This window comes from Bacillus sp. Leaf49, assembly GCF_001426125.1.
Taxonomy (GTDB): Bacteria; Bacillota; Bacilli; order Bacillales; family Bacillaceae; genus Bacillus; species Bacillus altitudinis.
Window position 1 is genome coordinate 469,807 of the sequence record NZ_LMRK01000020.1, and the last position, 21,032, is coordinate 490,838.

Below are 21,032 nucleotides of genomic sequence, written 5' to 3' on the forward strand. Positions count from 1 at the left end.
AATAAACTGGCTTATAGAACACTGCATAAGAGAGAGAACAAAAGAGGAGTGGACGAGGTCAAATGAATTGGCATGAACTGAACCAAACCGATTTATTAAAAACAATGAATACATCGATAGGTGACGGACTGTCAGAAAAAGATGTGCAAAAGCGGCTTGAAAAGCATGGGCCAAATGAATTGCAGGAAGGGAAAAAGGCGTCGGCATTCGTTATTTTTTTAGCGCAATTTAAAGACTTTATGGTGTTAATCCTGCTTGCGGCAACGATTATTTCTGCCTTTTTAGGTGAATACATTGATGCTGTGGCGATTGTGGCGATTGTGCTGATAAATGGTGTGCTTGGTTTTTATCAGGAACGCCGTGCGGAAAAGTCCCTCCAAGCACTAAAGGAATTATCAACGCCGCATGTCTATGCAAGGAGAAACAATGAATGGGTCAAGATCCCGTCGAAGCACCTCGTGCCGGGAGATATTGTGAAGTTTTCAAGTGGGGATCGAATTGGGGCAGATATCAGATTACTAGAAACAAAGAGTTTGGAAATCGAAGAATCTGCCCTCACTGGAGAGTCCATCCCAGCGGTCAAACATGCGAGTCCGCTCTCGCGAGATCATGTCTCACTTGGAGATTTGACGAACATGGCCTTTATGGGGACGCTTGTCACAAGAGGAAGCGGTGTAGGGGTTGTCATTGGTACAGGGATGAATACGGCGATGGGACAAATTGCCGGTATGCTGGATTCAGCAGGTAATATGGAAACACCGCTGCAAAGACGCCTTGAGCAGCTGGGAAAAATTTTAATTGTGGCTGCATTATTTTTAACTGTGCTTGTGGTTGTTCTTGGTGTGGTGCAAGGTCATGATTTGTATCATATGTTCTTAGCGGGTGTATCTCTCGCTGTTGCTGCGATTCCAGAAGGGCTGCCGGCGATCGTCACTGTCGCACTTTCCCTAGGTGTGCAGCGGATGATTAAACAAAAATCCATTGTCAGAAAGCTGCCGGCTGTGGAAACACTTGGCTGCGCCTCGATTATTTGCTCAGATAAAACAGGCACAATGACACAAAATAAAATGACAGTGACACATGTATGGGCAGAGGGGAAAACGTGGAATATTTCTGGCACTGGGTACGAGCCGTCAGGTGATTTTACCTTAAATGGAGAACTTGTCCATGTAGACAAACATCCAAGCCTGCAAAAGGTGCTATTATACGGAGCACTTTGTAATACATCGACCATTGTTGAAAAAGACGGTGAGATGAGACTTGATGGCGATCCGACAGAAGGAGCACTTCTAACCGCTGCGCGTAAAGCGGGTTTTACAGAGCAATTCATCGAAGCGGGATTTCGTGTGGTGGAGGAATTCCCTTTTGACTCTGAAAGAAAAATGATGTCAGTCGTCGTGGAAACGAATCAGAAGGAGCGGTATGTCATTGCCAAAGGGGCGCCAGATGTGCTGATGAACCGTTCAAGTCATATGATGCACGGCGGACGCACCGCCTCATTTTCAAAGGCCCACCGGCAAGAAACAGAAGCTGCCATTCAAGGTTTAGCAAGACAAGCGCTTAGAACCATTGCGATTGCATATAAAAAAGTAAGCCTGACAGAAAAAATTACCTCTGTTCAGCAGGCAGAAACTGGCCTCACATTTATCGGTCTAGAGGGCATGATTGATCCACCTCGTCCTGAAGTGAGACGAGCGATTAAAGAATGCCGGGATGCTGGCATTAAAACAGTGATGATTACAGGCGATCACGTAGAAACGGCTAAAGCGATCGCTAAAGATTTAAGTCTCTTACCGAAGCAAGGAAAGGTGCTTGATGGAAAAGCTCTGGATCAGCTAAGCGACAAAGAGCTGGAGCAAACAGCAGAAGATGTGTACGTCTTTGCCCGTGTATCACCTGAGCATAAACTGAGAATTGTGAAGGCCTATCAAAAAAATGGCCATATTGTCGCGATGACAGGTGATGGGGTGAATGATGCGCCAGCGATTAAACAGGCGGATATCGGTATATCCATGGGGATTACCGGAACAGACGTTGCCAAAGAAGCTTCTTCTCTTATTTTGCTTGATGACAACTTTGCGACCATTAAATCCGCTATTAAAGAGGGCCGGAATATTTATGAAAACATTCGCAAATTTGTCCGCTATTTGCTGGCATCGAATGTGGGAGAGATTTTGGTCATGCTGTTTGCGATGCTTCTTGCGCTTCCATTGCCTCTCGTTCCAATTCAAATTTTGTGGGTAAACCTTGTCACAGACGGCTTGCCGGCTATGGCACTTGGAATGGATAAACCAGAAGGCGATGTCATGAAGAGAAAGCCGCGCAACATGAAAGAGGGGATTTTTGCAAGAGGGCTTGGCTGGAAGGTCATATCAAGAGGGTTTCTGATCGGGATTGCCACTTTGTTAGCCTTTATGTTTGTGTATCACCGTGATCCGAACAATCTTCAATATGCGCAGACGGTTGCATTCAGCACACTCGTTTTGGCGCAGCTCATTCATGTGTTTGACTGCCGCAGTGAACGGTCTATTTTTGAACGCAATCCATTCGGGAATATGTACTTGATCGGCGCCGTTGTGTCTTCCCTTCTGCTGATGCTTGTGGTCATTTATTATCCGCCGCTTCAGCCGATTTTCAAAACGGTGGCAGTCGCACCAGTTGATTGGCTTCTGATCATCGGTATGTCTGCATTGCCAACTTTTTTACTGGCGGGGTCACTTTTGACAAGAAAAAAATAATTGGTTATGGTATAATTTTGAGGTAATAGTGTCTGCTATTACCTTTTTCATTTTATTAATATGAAAGAATTGGGTGTTTTCACATGATACGCAGTATGACGGGATTCGGCCAAGCGAGTAAAACGGATGGTGAACTGACAGTGTCAGTTGAGCTAAAATCGGTCAATCACCGTTTTAAAGAGGTTCATGCCCGTTTGCCGAGGCCGCTTTTATATTTCGAAGATACATTAAAAAAAATCATTCTTCGTCACGTGCAGCGCGGTCGAATTGAGCTGTTTGTTACGATTGAAGGCGGTAAACTTGCAAGCCGGTCTTTACAAATTGACTGGCCGCTGCTTGATGAATATATGAAAGCCGCAAAAGACCTTGAGGACCGCTATCATATTTCAGGTATTCAGCATGCACATGACTTACTGAAGCTGGAACAGGCTGTTCAGGTGGAAGAGTCAGTCAGCCGTAATGAGCAGCTGGAGCATTTGCTGATAGACACTTGTGAAGAAGCTGTCAAGGAGCTTTGCTTTATGAGAGAGCAGGAGGGAACATCACTTCAAAAAGACTGTGAACTCAGGCTGTCTGAACTCGAGGCATTTACAGAAGAAATCAAAGTGTTTGCACCAGAGGTTGTGAGTCAGTACAAAGAACGATTGAATCAAAGATTGCAAGAATGGATCGGAGAGGCGCTTGAAGAGAGCAGGCTGATCACAGAGGCGGCCATCTTTGCGGATCGCTGTGACATTACAGAAGAGATTACCAGGCTGAAAAGTCATTTTCAGCAGTTCCAGCAAATTTTGACGCAAGGTGGCGCTGCCGGACGAAAGCTTGACTTTCTTGTACAGGAGCTCAACCGTGAAGTGAACACGATTGGATCAAAAGCAAACCATCACCATTTAACAAAGCTGGTGGTTGAAATGAAAAGCGCTATTGAAAAAATAAAAGAACAAGTGCAAAATATAGAATAGTCATTGTGTATGCTGTTTACAGTGCGTCTCTTTCGGCGAGACTAGAGACGTTTATATTACAGGGGGACGAAAGAAGATGACCATAAAGTTGATCAATATCGGATTTGGAAACATCATTTCAGCGAATCGGATGATTTCAATCGTCAGTCCGGAATCAGCACCGATTAAACGAATGATACAAGACGCAAGAGATCGAGGCATGCTCATTGATGCGACATACGGAAGAAGAACCCGTGCTGTTGTCATTATGGACAGTGACCATGTCATCTTATCTGCCGTTCAGCCTGAGACTGTCGCGCAAAGACTTTCTGTAAAAGAAGAAATCATAGATGAAGGGCAGGGGTAATACGCCATTATGAAAGAAAGAGGACTTTTAATCGTTCTCTCTGGACCTTCGGGAGTTGGAAAAGGAACGGTCAGACAAGCCATTTTCTCCCAGGAAGATACGAAATTTGAATACTCTATTTCTGTGACAACCCGCAAACCGCGTGAAGGTGAAAGAAATGGTGTTGATTATTTCTTTAAAACCAGGGAAGAATTTGAACATATGATTGAAAACAAAAAGCTGTTAGAATGGGCAGAGTATGTCGGGAATTACTACGGCACGCCTGTTGACTATGTAGAACAAACATTGAGCGAAGGAAAAGATGTTTTCCTTGAAATCGAAGTGCAAGGTGCACTTCAAGTAAGAGAAGCATTCCCGGAAGGTCTCTTTATTTTCCTTGCACCGCCAAGTCTTTCAGAACTTCAAAACCGCATTATTACACGCGGGACAGAATCTGAGGATCTCATCCGTAACCGAATGGCTGCTGCAAAAGAAGAAATTGAAATGATGGATGCTTATGACTATGTCGTTGAAAACGACGATGTCGAGCTTGCATGTGAAAGAATTAAAGCGATCGTCCTTGCAGAGCACCTGCGAAGAGACAGAGTCGCACCAAGATATAAAAAAATGCTGGGGGTAGAATAAACCATGTTAGATCCTTCAATTGACTCATTGATGAACAAACTTGACTCAAAATATACACTTGTCACAGTGTCTGCACGCCGTGCACGTGAAATGCAAATCCATCAAGATCAACAAATCGAAAACACAAAATCCTATAAATTTGTAGGGAAAGCTCTTGAAGAAATCGATGCTGGTCTTTTGACATTTGAAAAAGAAGAGCAAGAATAACATCGCTTCTGCTATGCAGATACGATACGTTCAAAAAAGTCAAAACTATGATTGGTTTTGACTTTTTTGAATTGTAGACGAATTTGTGAAAAAGGCCGTTAAGGGGGACAAACAAATGTTACAGTCGAAAAATATTTTACTCGGCGTCAGCGGAGGAATCGCCGTATATAAAGCAGCTGCACTCACTAGTAAACTCGTACAGGCAGGCGCAAACGTAAGAGTGATTATGACAGAATCTGCCCGTGAGTTTGTGTCTCCGCTCACCTTCCAAGCCCTATCTCGGCATGAGGTGTATGTGGATACATTTAAAGAAAATAATCCAAAAGTCATTGCGCATATTGATGTAGCTGACTGGGCCGATCTCATTCTTGTTGCCCCTGCAACAGCACATACCATTGGTAAAATGGCCGCAGGACTTGCTGATGATATGCTCACAACCACCTTGCTTGCTTCAACAGCTCCTGTATGGGTTGCACCGGCTATGAATGTGCACATGTATGACCATCCAGCTGTCAAACGGAACATCCGCACTTTATATGAAGACGGCTACCGGTTTATAGAGCCAAGTGAAGGCTATTTAGCATGTGGCTACATTGGAAAAGGACGCTTAGAGGAGCCTGAAAAAATTGTTGAACACATCCGTGCGTTTTTTGATGAGCCAGCCAGTTTGCCGCTTTCAGGTAAAAAAGTCGTGGTCACAGCTGGCCCTACACGAGAAGTGATCGACCCTGTTCGTTTCCTTTCAAATCGATCTTCTGGGAAAATGGGCTATGCCATTGCAGAAGCTGCCGAGCAAATGGGGGCTGATGTCACGCTCATTTCAGGACCTGTTTCGTTAACTGCGCCTGAGCATGTGGATGTGGTGCAAGTGGAATCGGCTGAGGAGATGTATCAAGCAGCGTTAGAGGTGTACGAGAAAGCAGATATAGTGATTAAATCAGCAGCCGTTGCCGATTATACGCCTGTCACGACGTATTCTCATAAAATGAAAAAACAAGACGGTGAACTAGCGGTTGAATTTAAGCGGACGAAAGATATTTTAAAAGAGCTTGGGAAAAGAAAAGAACATCAGGTGCTAGTCGGCTTTGCAGCTGAGACGCAGGATGTAGAATATTATGCGAAAAAGAAAATCGAATCCAAGCATTTAGATATGATTGTCGCGAACAATGTTGCAGCAGAGGGCGCAGGCTTTGGCACAGATACAAATGTCGCAGCATTGATCAAAGCAGACGGAACAAAAAAAGAGCTGCCAATGATGAGCAAAAAAGACCTTGCCTTTGAAATCTTACAGGAGGCAAAGCAGCTGCTGCCAAAAGAGCGTGATCGAGCATGATTGCTGAAGTGATCGTCGATGTCACAACGAAAGCCATTGACAGGCCATTTGACTATCGTGTGCCAGACCGCTTTAAAGGCCTTGTCAAGGCTGGTATGAGGGTAGTGGTTCCTTTTGGCCCAAGGAAGATTCAAGGGTTTGTGACAAAAATCAAAGAAGAAACAGACGTACAGTCAGGAAACATCAAGGACATTGTCGATTTATTTGATTTATCTCCTGTTCTGACAGATGAGCTATTGGAGCTTTCCCACTGGCTGACGGAAAAAACATTGTCCTATCATATTACGGCGCTTCAATCGATGCTCCCAGCAGCGATGAAAGCCAAATATGAAAAAGAAATTCAGGTGTTATCAGCTGAGGAACTTCCGCAGTCATTGAAAGAGCTTTTCGGTCAGCAAGAGAGCATCCTTTACGCTGACATTCCGCCTGAACAGCTGAAGCCTATTCAAAAGCATGTCCAAAAAGGCCATCTAGAAGTCAGATATCACGTCTCACAAAAATCCGGAAAGAAAAAGGTGCGGACACTTCAGATAGCAGTTACGAAAGAAAAACTTGAAGAAAAACAGAAGCAGTTAAAGAAAAATGCGGTGAAACAGAAGGCGCTGCTTACCTTTTTATTTCAAGCGAATGAAACGACGTTTTTAGCAAAAGATTTGCAGCAACAAACAGGTGCTAGTTCTCAAACGATAAAAGCCTTGATTCAAGAAGGTCTGTTAACAGAAAGCTATGAAGAGATTTATCGAGATCCTTATCGGGATAGGGAGTTTACACCGTCTACTCCTCTTGATCTCACAGCAGAGCAAGCAGAAGCGGCAAAACCCATTCATCAAGCAGTGAGCGATGACAAACATGAAACGTTTTTACTGCACGGAGTCACAGGAAGCGGTAAAACCGAAATTTATTTACAGACGATTGATCATGTCCTCCAAAAGGGAAAAGAAGCGATCGTCCTAGTTCCTGAAATTTCATTAACGCCTCAAATGGTCCAGCGTTTTAAAGAGCGCTTCGGGTCCAATGTGGCTGTTCTTCATAGCGGCTTATCGACTGGGGAAAAATACGATGAATGGCGGAAAATCCACCGCAAGGAAGTCAAGCTTGTCGTTGGCGCAAGATCGGCTGTTTTCGCCCCGTTTGAAAATCTAGGAATGATCATTATAGATGAAGAACACGAATCGTCATATAAACAAGAAGAAATGCCTCGGTATCATGCGAAAGATGTGGCCATTGAACGAGCAGGGCGGCACCAATGTCCGGTTGTATTGGGCAGTGCAACGCCTTCACTTGAGTCATATGCGCGTGCGAAAAAGGGTGTGTATACACTGCTGACGCTCAAACGGCGCGTCAATCAGCAGCAGCTGCCGCACGTTTCGTTAATTGATATGAGAGAAGAATTAAGAAACGGCAACCGCTCCATGTTCTCAGAAGAATTAATGCTCAGGTTAAAAGAAGTACTTGAAAGGAAAGAGCAGGCGGTTTTATTTCTCAATAAAAGAGGCTATTCATCCTTTGTGATGTGCCGTGATTGCGGATATGTGGAACAATGTCCACATTGTGAGATTTCTCTCACTTATCACCGCTTTCAAAAACGGCTGAAGTGCCATTACTGCGGTCACGAAGCTCCTGTACCTGCAGAATGCCCAGAATGCCATAGTGAGCATATTCGCTATTTTGGTACAGGCACGCAGCGTGTGGAAGAAGAGCTGACGAAGGTATTGCCAGAAGCAAGGGTCATCCGAATGGATGTAGATACAACCTCTCGGAAAGGCGCGCACGAAAAGCTTCTCACGTCCTTTGGCAACAAAGAAGCGGATATACTGCTTGGGACGCAAATGATTGCAAAAGGCTTAGACTTCCCAGATGTTACACTTGTCGGTGTCCTTAGTGCGGATACGTCTCTTCACATCCCTGATTTTCGTTCAAGTGAAAAAACGTTTCAGCTTCTCACGCAAGTAAGCGGACGTGCGGGACGTCATGAAAAAGCGGGGTCAGTCATTATTCAATCATATACACCTTCGCATTATAGTATTGAATTAACCAAACAGCATGATTATGAAGCCTTTTATGAGCAGGAGATGTTGCACCGTCGTCATCAGTCCTATCCGCCATTTTATTTTTTGGCGATGGTGACTGTATCACATGAAGAAGTGACAAAGGCAGCGCATGTCACAGACAAAATTGTTCAGTTCCTGAAAATGAATTGTGCACCGAATACAAGGATTCTCGGTCCTGCTGCTTCTCCGATCGCTAAGATCAAAGATAGATATCGATATCAATGCGTGATAAAATACAAAAGGGAAAATGAACTGGCAAGTTTATTACGGAAAATACAAGATCATTATCAAAAAGAAATGGAACAAAAACAGTTGATGATATCAATCGATATGAATCCATATATGATGATGTAAAACGGAGGTCTTTTCGTGGCAATCAAACCGATAGTCTTACATCCTGCAGACGTGCTTGAACAACAAACAGAGCTTGTTGATACATTCGATAAAAAACTGAAAAAACTGCTGGATGATATGTATGATACAATGCTTGAACTAGATGGAGTCGGCCTAGCCGCACCACAAATCGGCATCTCAAAAAGAATCGCCGTGGTCGATATCGGAGAAGATTCTGGGAGGATTGACTTGGTAAATCCTGAGATTCTTGAAGTGGAAGGGAGCCAGACAGACATTGAAGGCTGCCTGAGCTTTCCATCTTTATACGGAACGGTTGAAAGACCAAATTATGTGAAGGTGAAAGCCTTTGATAAGAAAGGCAAACCATTTACAATAGAAGCAGAAGGATTTTTAGCAAGAGCTTTATTGCATGAAATTGATCACTTAGACGGCGTATTATTCACGTCGAAGATCATTCAAACCTATACAGAAAAAGAACTTGCGGAAATGGAAGGGTGAAGAAAATGGCACGTATCGTATTTATGGGAACCCCTGATTTCTCAGTACCTGTGCTGCAAACACTTATAACAGAAGGATACGAAGTGGTAGGGGTCGTCACACAGCCAGATCGCCCGAAAGGCAGAAAACGAGTGCTGACACCGCCTCCTGTAAAAGTAGAAGCCTTAAAACACGGCATTCCAGTTTTACAGCCTGAAAAGGTACGTCTTGATGAAGAAATTGATAAAGTGCTTGCGTTAAAGCCAGATTTAATCGTAACAGCAGCATTCGGACAAATCTTGCCAAAAAGATTACTTGATGAACCTGAATTTGGCTGTATCAACGTTCATGCCTCACTGCTGCCAGAACTAAGAGGCGGTGCACCGATCCATTATGCGATCCTGCAAGGCAAAAAGAAAACAGGCGTGACGATCATGTATATGGTAGAAAAGCTTGATGCAGGTGACATGATTAGCAAAGTAGAAGTAGAAATTGATGAATTAGACAACGTCGGAACACTGCATGATAAATTAAGTGTGGCTGGTGCGGCCTTATTAAAAGACACAGTTCCAAATGTGTTAAGCAGGTCTATCTCGCCAATTCCGCAAAATGAAGAGGCAGCAACGTATGCACCAAATATTAAGCGGGAGCAGGAAAGATTAGACTGGACCAAGCCAGGAGAAGAGCTTTACAACCAAGTTCGCGGCTTAAATCCATGGCCAGTTGCCTATACTGAATGGAACGGTGCTAACTTAAAAGTATGGGAAGCGAAAAAAGTTCCGCTTCAAGCACCAGAAGAACCTGGGAAAGTGATTGAGCTTCAAAAAGAAGGACCAGTCGTTGGAACAGGAAATCAGCAAGGCCTTTTATTAACGAGTGTACAGCCCGCTGGAAAGAAAAAAATGAGCGGTGAAGACTTCTTAAGAGGCGCAAATATCGAAATTGGACAGAAATTAGGGTTAATCAATGAAGAAAAGTAATGTGAGAGAAGTAGCGCTGGACGCTTTAATCAAACTCGAACAAAATCAAGCCTACAGTAACTTGCTTTTGCAGTCAGTGATGAAAGAGAAAGAACTCTCCGATCAAGACAAACCGCTATTAACAGAACTTGTATACGGTATACTGCAAAACAAGCTAGCACTTGATTATATGCTCACACCCTTTGTGAAAAAACCGCAAAAGGTGGCTCCATGGGTCATGCAGCTTTTGCGGATGTCTCTTTATCAGATGGTTTATCTTGAAAAAATTCCAGATCGTGCAGCCATCCATGAAGCAGTGGAACTAACGAAAAAGCGCGGACATAAAGGCATTTCTTCACTAGTCAACGGCGTTTTGCGTTCCGTGCAAAGAGAAGGCGTGCCAGCATTTGATGCGATTAAAGATCCGGTAAAAAGGCTTTCAATAGAGACAAGCCATCCATTGTGGCTCGTACAAGAATGGGTGGAGGCGTACGGTTTTGAAGCAGCAGAAAGCATGTGCCGTATTCATTTAGTCCCGCCAAAGCAGACATTGCGTGTCAATCGAATGAAAAAAGACCGCACTGCACTGCAGCAAGAACTCATGGATGCAGGAATTGAAACAGAGCTCGGCGACTTATCTGAGGATGCACTCAAGCTCATGAAAGGATCTATCGTATCCACTCCTTTCTTTCAAGAGGGCTTTGTCACGATCCAAGATGAAAGCTCCATGCTTGTCGCAAGAGCGCTGGACCCTCAGCCGGGAGAAATGGTGCTTGATGCCTGTGCCGCTCCTGGTGGTAAATCAACACATATCGCAGAGCGAATGAACGATGAGGGGAACATTGTGTCTCTTGATTTACATGAGCACAAAGTAAAACTGATTAAACAGGCAGCAAAGCGTCTGAACTTAACGCATATTGAGGCAAAAGCGCTTGATGCAAGAAAAGCATCCGACCATTATGATGATGCTTCGTTTGACCGTATTCTTATTGATGCACCATGTTCAGGTTTTGGCGTCATCAGACGAAAACCAGATATGAAATATACAAAGTCCTCGGAAGACTCAGCAAGACTTGCGACAATTCAGCAATCGATCTTGCATGAAACAGCCCAGCTGCTAAAGCCAGGCGGTACCCTTGTATACAGTACATGTACAATGGATCCAACAGAAAATCAACAAGTGATTCATGCGTTTTTACAAGAACACCAAGACTTCGAACCCGATCTATCTCTTAATGAACGGCTGCCTGAGCAGGTTGCTCCGTTTGTTCAAAACGGAAGTGTACAAATACTTCCTCATTATTTCGGAACAGATGGTTTCTTTATTTGCAGCATGAGAAAGAAGGGATAAAAAATGACAGAACAAAAACAAAAAGTAAGAAAAGAACTGAAAACAGACATGCCGTCGATCTACTCGTTTGAGCTAAATGAAATCAAAGACTGGTTAAAGGAACAAGGCGAAAAGCCTTTCCGTGCAACACAAATTTTTGAGTGGCTTTATGAAAAACGCGTCACGTCCTTTGATGAAATGTCTAACCTTTCAAAGGAATTAAGAGAAAAATTAAAAGATCAATTCGCCATCACGACTTTAAAAACAGTGATCAAACAAACTTCTCAAGATGGAACGATCAAGTTCTTATTTGAATTACACGATGGCTATACCATTGAAACCGTGCTAATGCGCCACGAATACGGCAACTCTGTCTGCGTCACAACACAGGTTGGCTGCCGGATTGGTTGTACATTCTGTGCATCTACACTTGGCGGGTTAAAACGAAACCTTGAAGCAGGAGAAATTGTGGCCCAAGTATTGAAAGTACAACAGGCGCTTGATGAAACAGATGAACGCGTCAGCTCAGTTGTCATCATGGGTATTGGCGAACCGTTTGATAACTTTGATGAAATGCTTGCATTCCTTAAAATCATTAACCATGACAACGGTTTAAATATTGGTGCACGTCATATTACCGTTTCGACGAGCGGGATCATTCCAAAGATTTATCAATTTGCGGATGAGCAAATGCAAATCAACTTTGCTGTCTCCCTGCACGCACCAAATACTGACATTCGAAGCCGCCTCATGCCAATCAATAAGGCATACAAGCTGCCAAAATTAATGGAAGCTATTGAATATTACATTCAAAAAACAGGCAGACGCGTGAGCTTTGAATACGGTCTGTTTGGCGGAGTCAATGATCAAGTCCATCATGCAGAAGAACTTGCTGATTTATTAAAAGGAATCAAATGCCATGTAAACCTCATCCCGGTGAACTATGTACCAGAAAGGGATTACGTGAGAACACCAAGAGAACAAATCTTCCTATTTGAAAAAACGCTGAAAGAACGAGGCGTAAACGTAACGATTAGACGAGAGCAAGGCCATGATATTGATGCTGCTTGCGGTCAGCTAAGAGCGAAGGAGCGTCAGGAAGAGACGAGGTGACGAATGTTGATAAGGGCAGCCTTTCAAACCGATACAGGAAAAGTCCGTCAGCATAATGAAGATGATGCAGGTATTTTTGAAGCAAAAGAAGACACACTTCTAGCTGTTGTAGCAGATGGAATGGGAGGTCATCTTGCTGGTGATGTAGCCAGCAAGATGGCAGTTTCTTCTTTAAAAGAATACTGGCAGCAAACATCTTCAATTCCAAATAAACCAGCCGATCAAGAAAATTGGTTAATCTCAAAAATTAGCGATATTAATGACCAAGTATACGAACATGCGAAAAACAATGAGGAGTGCCAAGGAATGGGGACGACCATCGTTTGTGCGCTTGTTCATTTGCAAACGGTCACAATAGCCCATATTGGTGACAGCCGCTGCTATTTGCTAAGAGAAGGCGCGCTGACCCAATTAACAGATGATCACTCACTAGTGAATGAGTTAGTGAAAACAGGAGAGATTTCAAAAGCGGATGCAGAATATCATCCAAGAAAAAATGTGCTGACCAAAGCGTTAGGAACGGATAAACACGTTCAAATTGATGCACGAACTTTTGAAGTGGACCCAGGAGATCAAATTTTGCTTTGCTCAGACGGATTATCGAATAAAGTAGAAGAAGAGCATTTGATTCAGATTTTATCGCAAACAACCGCACCAGATGAAAAAGTAACAGAGTTAGTTCAAACAGCGAATGACAACGGCGGTGAAGATAACATTACAGCAGTACTGTTAGAAATCTCCTCCCAAACAGAGGAGGGTGACAGCAAGTGTTGATCGGAAAAAGGATCAGCGGCCGTTATCAAATTCTTCGCGCCATAGGCGGAGGCGGAATGGCCAACGTTTATTTGGCGGAGGATATGATTTTAGATCGCGAAGTGGCGATTAAAATTTTACGGTTTGACTTTGCAAGCGATGATGATTTTATTAGACGGTTCCGGAGAGAAGCGCAATCAGCAGCCAGCTTAGATCATCCGAATATTGTCAGTATCTACGATGTAGGAGAAGAAGATGACATTTATTATATTGTCATGGAATATGTCGAAGGGATGACGCTGAAAGAATACATACACGCCAATGGACCGCTTCATCCAAAAGAAGCCGTTCGCATTATGGAGCAAGTCGTTGCGGCGATGGAAGAAGCCCATGCGAAACAGCTCGTCCATCGAGACATTAAGCCTCACAATATATTAATAGACAACTTGGGGAATATCAAAGTCACTGATTTTGGCATTGCCATGGCACTTAGCTCAGCGACGATTACCCATACGAATTCTGTTCTTGGCTCCGTGCATTATTTGTCCCCAGAGCAAGCGCGCGGCGGTCTTGCAACGAAAAAGTCAGATATTTATTCACTTGGTATTGTTCTTTATGAGCTGATTTCAGGACGCATGCCATTTGAAGGAGAATCCGCTGTCAGTGTCGCACTGAAGCATTTGCAATCAGAGCCGCCATCTGTGAGAAGGTGGAATCCTTCTGTACCACAAAGCGTGGAGAACATCATTTTAAAAGCGATGGCCAAAGATCCATTCTATCGATACGAAGATGCATCTGAAATGCAAAAAGACTTAAAAACGGCTTTTGACCCTGCAAGACTAAAAGAAAAGCGCTTTGTCATTGAAGAAGATCATGAAGCAACAAAAGCCATTCCTATTATAAAAGATCATCAAGTCGATCAAGACAATGAAAAAACAGCCGTCCACCCGGTTCAAAAACCAAAGAAAAAAGAGAAACAAAAGCCGAAGAAAAAACGGAAAAAATGGCCGTGGATTGTAGCGTCGATCTTATTTGTTTTGACGGCTGCGACCATTTTAGCGATCACGGTATTCCCAGGATTACTCTTTCCAAAGGATGTAGAGGTGACCGATGTTTCTGGCATGACGGTTGAAAAAGCGGAAGACACCTTGAAGAAAGCCGGATTTACCGTCGCTTCTGAACCCATTGATATTGCCGACGAGAAGATTGAAAAAGGGCTGGTTGTCAAAACAGACCCGAAAATCGGAACTAAGGTAAAAGAAGGGACAGAAATTCAGCTTTATCAAAGTACAGGTAAAGAAAAAACCGAATTACCTGATGTAACAGGTGAAAAGGTCGAGAAAGCAAAAGAACTATTAGAGAAAAAAGGGTTTAAACAGGTTGTTGTAGAGGAAGTGAATGATAATGACATAGAATCAGGCATTGTCATGGAACAGAAACCTTCCGCGAATACAGAACTTGTCGCAGCAGATGAAGAAGTCACATTGACCGTCAGTATAGGCCCTGCCGATATTACCTTACGGGATTTAACGACGTATAGTAAACAGGCCGCATCAAATTATCTAGAGGATAATGGACTAAAGCTAGATGAAAAAGAAGCATATTCTGACGATGTGCCGAAAGGTGAGGTCATGAAGCAGGAACCGGGAGCGGGGACAGCTGTTAAACCTGGTGATACGGTTAAAATTACGTTCTCTCTTGGACCAAAAGAGAAACCGGCCAAAACGGTGACTGAAAAGATTGCGATCCCGTATGAACCAGAAACAGAAGGACAAGAAATGAATGTTCAAATATCTATTGATGACGCAGAACATAGCATTTCTGATTTATATGAAACCTTTAAAATCACTGCGCCCACTGAGCGAACGATTAAATTTAAGATAGAACCTGGTCAAAAAGGATACTATCAGGTGACAGTGGATGATAAAGTAGTGAGCTCCAAAACGATTGAATACCCTGATGATGAATAAAGGAGGGACTTTATGCCTGAGGGCAAAATTATTAAAGCATTAAGCGGATTTTATTATGTGCTAGATGAGTCTCTAGAAAGTGGCAAAGTAATTCAGTGTAGAGCGAGAGGGATTTTTCGTAAAAACAAAATAACCCCTCTTGTTGGAGATTATGTCGTCTATCAAGCAGATAACGATAAGGAAGGCTATTTGCTGGAAGTAAAAGAGCGGACAAATGAGCTGATTCGGCCGCCTATTAGCAACGTTGATCAAGCTGTGCTCGTTTTCTCAGCAGCAGAGCCGACCTTTAGTACATCGCTTTTAGACAGATTCCTAGTGCTTGTTGAAGAGAGCCAGATTGAACCGATTATCTGCATCACAAAAATGGACTTGCTGAAAACAGACCAAGAGCGAGAAACGATTCAAGCCTATGCAGAAGACTATCGCCAAATTGGATACGACGTTCATTTAACATCGACGATCGAAGGGGATGGAATTGAAAAACTGACCCCGCATTTCCATCACAAGATTACTGTATTTGCAGGTCAATCAGGTGTAGGGAAGTCTTCTCTCTTAAATGCGATGAGTCCTGATTTAGCACTGAAAACAAATGATATTTCCTCCCATCTTGGCAGGGGGAAACATACAACAAGACATGTGGAACTCATTCGAACGGCTGAAGGGCTCATTGCTGATACACCAGGATTCAGCTCACTTGAATTTACAGGCATCGAAGCGGAAGATTTAGGGCTCTATTTCTTAGAAATCAGAGAGAAGAGTGCAGAATGTAAATTTAGAGGCTGTTTGCACGTAAAAGAACCTGGATGTGCGGTAAAAGAGGCAGTAGAACACGATCGCATCAGAGAGTATCGCTATCAGCATTATTTAGAGTTTTTAACTGAAATTAAAGACAGAAAGCCGAGGTACTAAATCATGGTTTATATTGCCCCATCCATTTTATCAGCCGATTTTGCCAATCTGGAGAAAGATATCCGTGATGTGGAACAAGGTGGTGCGGATTATATTCATATTGATGTGATGGACGGTCATTTTGTACCGAATATGACATTTGGACCAAATGTAGTGGAGGCGATCAGGCCGCATACAAAGCTGCCGCTCGATGTTCACTTAATGATTGAGCAGCCAGACCAGTATATCCCTGCATTTGCAAAAGCGGGCGCTGATATTATTTCTGTTCATGTCGAGGCGTGTCCACACTTACATCGCACGATTCAGCATATAAAAGAACAAGGTGTCAAAGCAGGGGTCGTTTTGAACCCGCACACACCCGTTTCTCAAATCGCGCATGTATTAGAGGATGTTGACCTAGTCTTATTCATGACGGTGAACCCTGGTTTTGGCGGACAGGCGTTTATTCCTTCTGTTCTCTCAAAGGTAAAAGAAGTAAAGACACTTAGTGAACAAAAGGGCTTAACCGATTTACTCATTGAAATAGATGGCGGTGTCAATGTAGAGACAGCAAAGAGCTGCAAAGAAGCAGGCGCTAATCTACTGGTTGCCGGCTCAGCGGTATATGGGAAAGACGACCGCGCGGCGGCCATTCAGGCCATTCGAGAAGCATAAGAAAAAGAACCAAAGTCATTGTGATCTTTGGTTCTTTTTCAATGGAGAGGAGCGTAATCATGCACATACATATCGTAGCCGGCGGTCCTTTTGCGTACATCCCGCCGCTTGATCATGAAGCATCTGAGGAGGACATTCTCTGGGTCGGCGTAGATCGGGGAACCCTTTTCTTACTAGAGCATGGCATTGTACCTGACAGAGCATTTGGTGATTTTGATAGTGTGACAGAAGAGGAGCTTCATGAACTGAAAAAGAAATTGCCTGCACTCAATCTATTTCAGGCAGAGAAAGATGAAACGGATTTAGAACTTGCGCTGAACTGGTCTTTGCGTCAGAATCCAGCACATATTCAAATTTACGGTATCACAGGCGGAAGAGCAGATCATTTTCTTGGGAATATCCATCTCCTTTATAAAGGCATTCAGCACAAACAGAGCATGACCCTTGTAGACAAACAAAATATCATTCAAATGTTTGGACCTGGTACATACGAAATCAAACAAGACCCGGATAAAAAATATGTGTCGTTTTTGCCCTTCGGTACATCGGTTGAAAAGCTGACATTAAAAGGTTTCAAATATCCTCTGAAAAATTGTCATATTGAGCCTGGTTCCACACTATGTATTAGTAACGAACTCATCCACTCAAATGGTACTTTTTCTTTTCATGAAGGCATATTAATAATGGTAAGAAGCAAAGATTGACCAACCTATCAATGTGGATGGCTGATTAAGCTCAATTGTGCTGCAAGCGGTACTTTTAGGAGGGGGACAAAATGAAATTTTATACAATCAAACTGCCTAGATTTCTTGGCGGCATTGTCCGTGCGATGCTTGGTTCATTTAAGAAAGATTAATGAGTATTCTCCTTTATTTCCACATAAAAACGCCTGCTACAGTTAAATGTAGCAGGCGTTTACTCTTGCTTATACACGCTCAACTTTACCAGATTTCAAAGCTCGAGCTGATACATATACTCTTTTAGGCTTACCGTCCACTAGAATACGAACTTTTTGAAGGTTCGCGCCCCATGTACGTTTTGTAGAGTTCATTGCGTGAGAACGGTTGTTCCCAGCTTTTGTTTTTCTGCCTGTAATAACGCATTTACGTGCCATTTGTTTCCCTCCTAACTGCGAAAACATCATCATATTCTTCATATACGTACTTAGAGATGCCTCAAGATACTTTAATAATTTACCACAGCTTCAAGGGGTTTGCAAGGATTGTTTACTCCTCTTTCAAGAAAAATACCTTGACATCTTGATAAAAAATCAAGGCTATAGTATAAGTAGGATTGGGTCGGATTGAATGATTTCTTTTAAAAAGAAGGGTCTTATAGTAAAATAGTGATAACTCAGGGCAATTTCTCAAAAAGGGGGAACCAATGTGTCCATTGAACTTAGAACGAAATACGGACAAATTGATATATCAAATGAAGTCATTGCAATGGTGGCAGGAGGCGCTGCGATCGATTGCTATGGTATTGTTGGCATGGCGTCCAAAAATCAAATAAAGGACGGCTTGACGGATATTCTCCGCAAAGAGAACTTCAGCCGGGGTGTTCTTGTGCGTCAAAAAGAAGATCGCATTCATATTGATATGTACATCATCGTCAGCTACGGTACAAAAATATCAGAAGTCGCACATAATGTTCAAACGAAAGTCAAATATACGATTCATCACACGATTGGACTTTCAGTTGACTCAGTCAACATTTATGTACAAGGAGTAAAAGTTACGAACCCGTAGTAAGGAGGAAATATATTGTCTATTAGAAATCTGGGTGGCCGCTCATTTGCAAAAATGATTCTTGCAGGTGCTCACCATCTTTCTCAAAACGCACAAATTGTTGATGCGTTAAATGTTTTTCCAGTGCCAGACGGAGACACGGGGACAAATATGAATTTGTCAATGACTTCAGGGGCAAAAGCAGTTGAAGAAACAAATACCGATCACATTGGTAAGGTCGGGGTGGCTCTGTCAAAAGGGCTGTTAATGGGGGCAAGAGGAAACTCAGGTGTGATCCTGTCTCAGCTCTTCAGAGGTTTCAGCAAAAATATAGAACAAAAAGAAACAATTGATGCAAAAGAATTTGCGCTTGCCTTGCAGGCCGGTGTTGATACAGCATATAAAGCCGTCATGAAACCGATTGAAGGAACCATCTTAACGGTTGCAAAAGACGCAGCAAAGAAAGCGGTTGCTGTTTCAGCAACAGAAGACCAAATCGATCGTGTGCTTGAATTAACGATTGAGGAAGCAAGAGCATCACTAGACCGCACACCAGATCTCCTTCCTGTTTTAAAAGAAGTCGGCGTTGTAGATAGCGGCGGTAAAGGACTTCTTTGTGTATATGAAGGTTTCCTTGCTTCATTAAGAGGAGAAGAGCTTCCTCCTAAAACGGCCTCTTTGCCAACATTAAAAGAATTAGTGAGTGCAGAGCATCATAAAAGTGCACAAAGCCATATGAACACAGAAGATATTGAATTTGGCTATTGTACAGAATTTATGGTGAAATTCGAAGAAGACAAACAGTCCTTTGACGAAAATGCCTTCAGAGAAGAATTAAGCGAATTCGGAGATTCACTTCTTGTGGTATCTGATGATACGCTTGCAAAAGTTCATATTCATGCAGAGCAGCCAGGAGATGTCTTATCATATGCACAGCGCTACGGCAGCTTGATTAATATGAAAATTGAAAACATGAGAGAGCAGCATAGCTCGATCGTCAATGAAGAAAAAGATCACTCGCCTGCTACACCAAAAGCAACAGCTGCTGAAAAACAGCGTTTTGGAGTAGTGAGTGTCGCAATGGGAGAAGGGATTGCTGACTTGTTTAAAAGTATCGGAGCATCCGTCGTCATTGAAGGCGGACAGACAATGAATCCGAGCACAGAAGACATTGTCAAAGCAATTGATAGCATTCATGCCGAAACCGTCTTTATCTTACCTAATAATTCTAATATTGTCATGGCAGCTAAACAGGCGGCAACTGTCTCAAGTCGTGAGGTCGTTGTTATTCCGACAAAGACCGTTCCTCAAGGAATGTCGGCACTTCTTTCTCTCAATGAAGCAGCTTCAAATGAAGACAATGAAGCAGCGATGTTAGAAGCGATTGATCATGTGAAAAGCGGCCAAATTACCTTTGCAGTGAGAGATACCCAAATTGATGGGATCGACATTGCCAAAGGCGACTATATGGGCCTATACAATGGAAAAATCACCTTAACAGCTAAAAATCAACTAGATGCAGCAAAAGAGCTTTTGACCCAAATGGTGACAGAAGATGATGAGATTGTCACAATCATCAAAGGGGAAGATGCATCATCTGATGAGATGGAAGCTTTAGAAGCATATATTGAAGACACATTTGAAGATGTAGAAGTTGAAGTCCACGATGGAAAACAGCCGCTTTATTCATATATTTTGGCTGTTGAATAAAGAAAGAAGGGCACATGAAGCCCTTCTTCTTCTTTTGCATTTTTTTACTATGTGTTCATTCGTGAAATGAGTTGCGGGAATCGAATGAATCCATTAGTCTAAAGGGAGTAACAAACCAATCTGTGATTGGTGATGAGAGGGGAAGACCTATGAAATTTAGAAGTGTGTTTGATATTATTGGACCCGTCATGATTGGTCCATCAAGTTCGCACACGGCGGGTGCGGCTCGTATTGGAAGAGTGGCTCGCAGCTTGTTCGGAAGAGAACCGAAACGAATTACTGTATCGTTTTATGGTTCTTTTAAAGATACGTATAAAGGACACGGGACAGATGTAGCCATTATCGGCGGTGTTCTTGACTTTGATACATTTGATGAACGAATTAAAACAGCGATTGATATTGCAAAAAGCAAAGAAATCGATATTGAGTTTAAAGAAGAAGATGCGGTGCCAGCGCATCCAAATACAGCAAAAGTAGAAATTTCAGATGCGAATGGAAGCCTTGAATTAATCGGCATTTCCATTGGCGGAGGTAAAATTGAAATCACAGAATTAAATGGCTTTGAACTGAGACTCTCAGGGAATCATCCGGCCATTCTTGTGGTTCATAACGACCGCTACGGGACGATTGCAGCAGTTGCCAATGTGTTAGCGAAATTCGCCATCAACATTGGTCATATGGAAGTGGCACGTAAAGAGGTCGGGCAAGAAGCACTCATGACGATTGAAGTGGATCAGAATATTGATCCAGCGGTTTTAACAGAGCTTGAGACGCTGCCAAACATTATTCAAGTCACACAAATTGCAGAGTAACAACAA

At 43.0% G+C, this 21,032-nt stretch carries 21 protein-coding genes; 20 read left to right on the forward strand and 1 reads right to left on the reverse strand.

The features are described from left to right. The first annotated feature begins 62 nt into the window (after window positions 1-62). From ASG46_RS12185 to spoVM, 17 genes are all read left to right on the forward strand, one after another. Complete coding sequence (locus tag ASG46_RS12185) at window positions 63-2,738, forward strand: calcium-translocating P-type ATPase, SERCA-type (protein ID WP_007499684.1); 2,676 nt, start codon at window positions 63-65, stop codon at window positions 2,736-2,738. An 83-nt stretch (window positions 2,739-2,821) separates the two neighbouring features. Next, window positions 2,822-3,697, forward strand: a complete 876-nt coding sequence (locus ASG46_RS12190; protein WP_017359340.1) for a YicC/YloC family endoribonuclease — start codon at window positions 2,822-2,824, stop codon at window positions 3,695-3,697. Window positions 3,698-3,773: 76 nt separating this feature from the next. Beyond that, complete coding sequence (remA, locus tag ASG46_RS12195) at window positions 3,774-4,043, forward strand: extracellular matrix/biofilm regulator RemA (protein WP_008344898.1); 270 nt, start codon at window positions 3,774-3,776, stop codon at window positions 4,041-4,043. A gap of 9 nt (window positions 4,044-4,052) precedes the next feature. Next, the gene (gene gmk, locus ASG46_RS12200) at window positions 4,053-4,667 is read left to right on the forward strand and encodes a guanylate kinase (protein ID WP_007499680.1); all 615 of its coding nucleotides are present in this window, start codon (window positions 4,053-4,055) and stop codon (window positions 4,665-4,667) included. Window positions 4,668-4,670: 3 nt separating this feature from the next. After that, the gene (gene rpoZ, locus ASG46_RS12205) at window positions 4,671-4,874 is read left to right on the forward strand and encodes a DNA-directed RNA polymerase subunit omega (RefSeq protein WP_008344896.1); all 204 of its coding nucleotides are present in this window, start codon (window positions 4,671-4,673) and stop codon (window positions 4,872-4,874) included. A gap of 115 nt (window positions 4,875-4,989) precedes the next feature. Then, window positions 4,990-6,207: a bifunctional phosphopantothenoylcysteine decarboxylase/phosphopantothenate--cysteine ligase CoaBC gene (coaBC, locus tag ASG46_RS12210; protein ID WP_008344895.1), complete on the forward strand. Its 1,218-nt coding sequence runs from the start codon at window positions 4,990-4,992 to the stop codon at window positions 6,205-6,207. After that, window positions 6,204-8,612: a primosomal protein N' gene (gene priA, locus ASG46_RS12215; protein ID WP_008344893.1), complete on the forward strand. Its 2,409-nt coding sequence runs from the start codon at window positions 6,204-6,206 to the stop codon at window positions 8,610-8,612. The genes coaBC and priA overlap by 4 nt, the downstream gene beginning before the upstream one ends. Before the next feature lie 15 nt (window positions 8,613-8,627). Continuing rightward, window positions 8,628-9,110 carry a peptide deformylase gene (gene def, locus ASG46_RS12220; protein WP_017359337.1) on the forward strand — a complete coding sequence of 161 codons (483 nt, stop codon included), beginning with the start codon at window positions 8,628-8,630 and terminating at the stop codon, window positions 9,108-9,110. A gap of 5 nt (window positions 9,111-9,115) precedes the next feature. After that, window positions 9,116-10,069 carry a methionyl-tRNA formyltransferase gene (fmt, locus tag ASG46_RS12225; protein ID WP_017359336.1) on the forward strand — a complete coding sequence of 318 codons (954 nt, stop codon included), beginning with the start codon at window positions 9,116-9,118 and terminating at the stop codon, window positions 10,067-10,069. Next, window positions 10,056-11,399, forward strand: a complete 1,344-nt coding sequence (gene rsmB / locus ASG46_RS12230) for a 16S rRNA (cytosine(967)-C(5))-methyltransferase RsmB (protein ID WP_056704716.1) — start codon at window positions 10,056-10,058, stop codon at window positions 11,397-11,399. The genes fmt and rsmB overlap by 14 nt, the downstream gene beginning before the upstream one ends. Window positions 11,400-11,402: 3 nt before the next feature. Beyond that, entirely contained in the window at window positions 11,403-12,491 is a 1,089-nt protein-coding gene (rlmN, locus tag ASG46_RS12235; protein WP_007499669.1) for a 23S rRNA (adenine(2503)-C(2))-methyltransferase RlmN, read from the forward strand. A gap of 3 nt (window positions 12,492-12,494) precedes the next feature. Continuing rightward, on the forward strand, window positions 12,495-13,265 hold the full coding sequence (locus ASG46_RS12240) for a Stp1/IreP family PP2C-type Ser/Thr phosphatase (protein WP_007499667.1): 771 nt from the start codon (window positions 12,495-12,497) through the stop codon (window positions 13,263-13,265). Continuing rightward, window positions 13,259-15,214 carry a Stk1 family PASTA domain-containing Ser/Thr kinase gene (pknB, locus tag ASG46_RS12245; protein ID WP_056704719.1) on the forward strand — a complete coding sequence of 652 codons (1,956 nt, stop codon included), beginning with the start codon at window positions 13,259-13,261 and terminating at the stop codon, window positions 15,212-15,214. The genes ASG46_RS12240 and pknB overlap by 7 nt, the downstream gene beginning before the upstream one ends. Before the next feature lie 12 nt (window positions 15,215-15,226). Continuing rightward, entirely contained in the window at window positions 15,227-16,123 is an 897-nt protein-coding gene (gene rsgA, locus ASG46_RS12250; RefSeq protein ID WP_019743292.1) for a ribosome small subunit-dependent GTPase A, read from the forward strand. Window positions 16,124-16,126: 3 nt separating this feature from the next. Next, window positions 16,127-16,777: a ribulose-phosphate 3-epimerase gene (rpe, locus tag ASG46_RS12255; protein WP_017367226.1), complete on the forward strand. Its 651-nt coding sequence runs from the start codon at window positions 16,127-16,129 to the stop codon at window positions 16,775-16,777. Between the two features lie 59 nt (window positions 16,778-16,836). Further along, window positions 16,837-17,481: a thiamine diphosphokinase gene (locus ASG46_RS12260; protein WP_017367227.1), complete on the forward strand. Its 645-nt coding sequence runs from the start codon at window positions 16,837-16,839 to the stop codon at window positions 17,479-17,481. Window positions 17,482-17,552: 71 nt separating this feature from the next. After that, on the forward strand, window positions 17,553-17,633 hold the full coding sequence (gene spoVM, locus ASG46_RS12265) for a stage V sporulation protein SpoVM (protein WP_008354550.1): 81 nt from the start codon (window positions 17,553-17,555) through the stop codon (window positions 17,631-17,633). Between the two features lie 69 nt (window positions 17,634-17,702). Here the strand turns inward: spoVM and rpmB are convergent, their stop codons facing one another. After that, the gene (gene rpmB, locus ASG46_RS12270; RefSeq protein ID WP_003212514.1) at window positions 17,703-17,891 is read right to left on the reverse strand and encodes a 50S ribosomal protein L28; all 189 of its coding nucleotides are present in this window, start codon (window positions 17,889-17,891) and stop codon (window positions 17,703-17,705) included. 271 nt (window positions 17,892-18,162) lie between these two features. Here rpmB and ASG46_RS12275 point away from each other — a divergent pair, with 271 nt between their 5' ends. The 3 genes from ASG46_RS12275 (at window position 18,163) to sdaAB (ending at window position 21,026) form a co-directional block, all read left to right on the forward strand. Then, window positions 18,163-18,525 (forward strand): Asp23/Gls24 family envelope stress response protein, encoded by a 363-nt coding sequence (locus ASG46_RS12275; protein ID WP_008344871.1) that lies wholly within the window; start codon window positions 18,163-18,165, stop codon window positions 18,523-18,525. Window positions 18,526-18,540: 15 nt separating this feature from the next. Beyond that, complete coding sequence (locus tag ASG46_RS12280; RefSeq protein WP_008344868.1) at window positions 18,541-20,214, forward strand: DAK2 domain-containing protein; 1,674 nt, start codon at window positions 18,541-18,543, stop codon at window positions 20,212-20,214. Between the two features lie 149 nt (window positions 20,215-20,363). Beyond that, window positions 20,364-21,026 (forward strand): L-serine ammonia-lyase, iron-sulfur-dependent subunit beta, encoded by a 663-nt coding sequence (gene sdaAB, locus ASG46_RS12285; RefSeq protein ID WP_017367229.1) that lies wholly within the window; start codon window positions 20,364-20,366, stop codon window positions 21,024-21,026. Window positions 21,027-21,032 lie beyond the last annotated feature (6 nt).

What these genes read in the sequence shown, in the direction of transcription:
- ASG46_RS12185 (WP_007499684.1), top strand. Translation starts at nt 63, where the DNA reads ATGAATTGGCATGAACTGAACCAAACCGATTTATTAAAAACAATGAAT.
- ASG46_RS12190 (WP_017359340.1), top strand. Translation starts at nt 2,822, where the DNA reads ATGATACGCAGTATGACGGGATTCGGCCAAGCGAGTAAAACGGATGGT.
- remA (WP_008344898.1), top strand. Translation starts at nt 3,774, where the DNA reads ATGACCATAAAGTTGATCAATATCGGATTTGGAAACATCATTTCAGCG.
- gmk (WP_007499680.1), top strand. Translation starts at nt 4,053, where the DNA reads ATGAAAGAAAGAGGACTTTTAATCGTTCTCTCTGGACCTTCGGGAGTT.
- rpoZ (WP_008344896.1), top strand. Translation starts at nt 4,671, where the DNA reads ATGTTAGATCCTTCAATTGACTCATTGATGAACAAACTTGACTCAAAA.
- coaBC (WP_008344895.1), top strand. Translation starts at nt 4,990, where the DNA reads ATGTTACAGTCGAAAAATATTTTACTCGGCGTCAGCGGAGGAATCGCC.
- priA (WP_008344893.1), top strand. Translation starts at nt 6,204, where the DNA reads ATGATTGCTGAAGTGATCGTCGATGTCACAACGAAAGCCATTGACAGG.
- fmt (WP_017359336.1), top strand. Translation starts at nt 9,116, where the DNA reads ATGGCACGTATCGTATTTATGGGAACCCCTGATTTCTCAGTACCTGTG.
- rsmB (WP_056704716.1), top strand. Translation starts at nt 10,056, where the DNA reads ATGAAGAAAAGTAATGTGAGAGAAGTAGCGCTGGACGCTTTAATCAAA.
- rlmN (WP_007499669.1), top strand. Translation starts at nt 11,403, where the DNA reads ATGACAGAACAAAAACAAAAAGTAAGAAAAGAACTGAAAACAGACATG.
- ASG46_RS12240 (WP_007499667.1), top strand. Translation starts at nt 12,495, where the DNA reads ATGTTGATAAGGGCAGCCTTTCAAACCGATACAGGAAAAGTCCGTCAG.
- rsgA (WP_019743292.1), top strand. Translation starts at nt 15,227, where the DNA reads ATGCCTGAGGGCAAAATTATTAAAGCATTAAGCGGATTTTATTATGTG.
- rpe (WP_017367226.1), top strand. Translation starts at nt 16,127, where the DNA reads ATGGTTTATATTGCCCCATCCATTTTATCAGCCGATTTTGCCAATCTG.
- ASG46_RS12260 (WP_017367227.1), top strand. Translation starts at nt 16,837, where the DNA reads ATGCACATACATATCGTAGCCGGCGGTCCTTTTGCGTACATCCCGCCG.
- spoVM (WP_008354550.1), top strand. Translation starts at nt 17,553, where the DNA reads ATGAAATTTTATACAATCAAACTGCCTAGATTTCTTGGCGGCATTGTC.
- rpmB (WP_003212514.1), bottom strand. Translation starts at nt 17,891, where the DNA reads ATGGCACGTAAATGCGTTATTACAGGCAGAAAAACAAAAGCTGGGAAC.
- sdaAB (WP_017367229.1), top strand. Translation starts at nt 20,364, where the DNA reads ATGAAATTTAGAAGTGTGTTTGATATTATTGGACCCGTCATGATTGGT.